Genomic DNA, 1,487 nt, shown 5'->3' with positions numbered 1-1,487 from the left:
AAGCCGGTCGCCTCGGCGGTCGAGAACCAGCGCGCGCAGAACGACTTCTCCAGCAAGTTCGGCATCGGCACCGCCATCGGCAGCTTCGTCGGCACCGCGATCGGCGCGGCCATCGGCTGCATCGCCACCATCGCCGCGGGCTGCGTGCCCGGCCTGCTGACCGGCGCCGGTGTCGGCGGCATCCTCGGCACCGTCGCCGTCGGCGGTCCCACCCTGCTGGCCGCGGGCATCGAGCTGATCAACACCTTCAACGCGCCCGAGGGCACCACCCAGTGGGCCGACAATCCGCCCGCTCCCGCCGAGGGCGAGGGCGAGGGCGAGAACTGATCCGGCCCTGAGGTCTTCCAAGGATATTGTCGAAAGGCCCGTTCCCCAGGGGAGCGGGCCTTTCGCTGTTCCCGGCTGATCGGCGCGTTCCCGCGGTGCGGGCCGCCCTGGATCAGCGGGGACCGCCCCGGTCCGGCAGCGGCACCGCGCCGGTGAAGGAGACCGAGCCGAGCGGCCTGCCGAAGGTCGCGAACGACCGCTCGCTGAACTCGAATCCGCCGTCCTCGCGGATCAACAGCACGGTGCTCGCCCTGGTGCCGTGGTGGCCGTCGGCGATGAACCTGGCCGAGAGCGCCTTCTCCAAGGCGTAGCCGACGCCGGTGTCGGGCAGCAGGTCGTCCGGCGCCTCGGTGCGGTCGGCCAGCACATCGAAGTAGTTCTCGGTGGCGGCCGCGTCGGATTCGACCACCTTGCGCAGCGCGGCCAGGCCGTCGCCCACCTTCGGCCAGACGCGTTCCGGTGCGGTGGGCGCCGCGCCCGGTTCCGTGCCCGCCGAGGTGACGAAACGGCCGTTGGACAGCCCGTGATAGCCGGGCGCGAGGGCCCGCGGCGGGCTGGTGCTGCGATTGCAGTGCCACCACAGTTCGTCCAGGTCCGATACGAGCACGTTGTAGCCGTTGTAGTCGTCCGGCGCGGCGGCTACCTCGCGCAGATAGCGACCGGGACCGGGGAAGGTCGGTTCGGGATTGCGGTCCTGGGCCCCGCGCAGGAAGTCCATCAGCAGCGCGCCGCGCGAGCGGGCGCCGACCCGTTCGTTGTTGGGATTGCGCACATTGGTGACAGCGGCGAAACGGCTGTGTTCGCCCAGCGCCGACAGCCCGAGCCAGGTGCCGGGCGGATCACCGGGCCCGCGGTCCGTGGCGCCCACGTCCCTGCCGGCCAGCAGGCCGGGGATCTCGGGCCACCACCGGGCGGGCTCGGCGGGCCGGGTGTAGAACTCGTCGCGGTTGGCCGCCACGATCAACCGATATTCCGGGTGGACTCGCCAGCCGATCAGAACCAGACACATGGGTCAAGGATGCCGGACCGCCGCCCGCCGCAGATCGCCTTCCCTGCCGTCCGGGCGGCGGAAGGCCGTAGCCGAGGGCTTCCGAGGCAGCGAAAAGGGGGGGGGGGGCGCCGCGGCGGGGGGGGGGGGGGGGGGGGGGGGGGGGGGGGGG

The 1,487-nt window shown here is 72.8% G+C and carries 1 protein-coding gene and 1 pseudogene; one reads left to right on the top strand and one right to left on the bottom strand.

From position 1 onward, the window contains the following. Positions 1 to 327, top strand: a pseudogene (locus QH283_RS01820) (hypothetical protein); the annotation flags it as partial. Between the two features lie 112 nt (positions 328 to 439). Here QH283_RS01820 and QH283_RS01815 read toward each other — a convergent pair. After that, positions 440 to 1,336 carry an NRDE family protein gene (locus QH283_RS01815; RefSeq protein ID WP_280501276.1) on the bottom strand — a complete coding sequence of 299 codons (897 nt, stop codon included), beginning with the start codon at positions 1,334 to 1,336 and terminating at the stop codon, positions 440 to 442. Positions 1,337 to 1,487 lie beyond the last annotated feature (151 nt).

The organism is Nocardia farcinica (genome assembly GCF_029867845.1).
GTDB classification, from domain to species: Bacteria; Actinomycetota; Actinomycetes; order Mycobacteriales; family Mycobacteriaceae; genus Nocardia; species Nocardia farcinica_A.
The sequence above is the reverse complement of the archived record's forward strand: the minus strand, read 5'-3'. Positions and strand labels throughout refer to the sequence as shown.

What these genes read in the sequence shown, in the direction of transcription:
- QH283_RS01815 (WP_280501276.1), bottom strand. Translation starts at nt 1,336, where the DNA reads ATGTGTCTGGTTCTGATCGGCTGGCGAGTCCACCCGGAATATCGGTTG.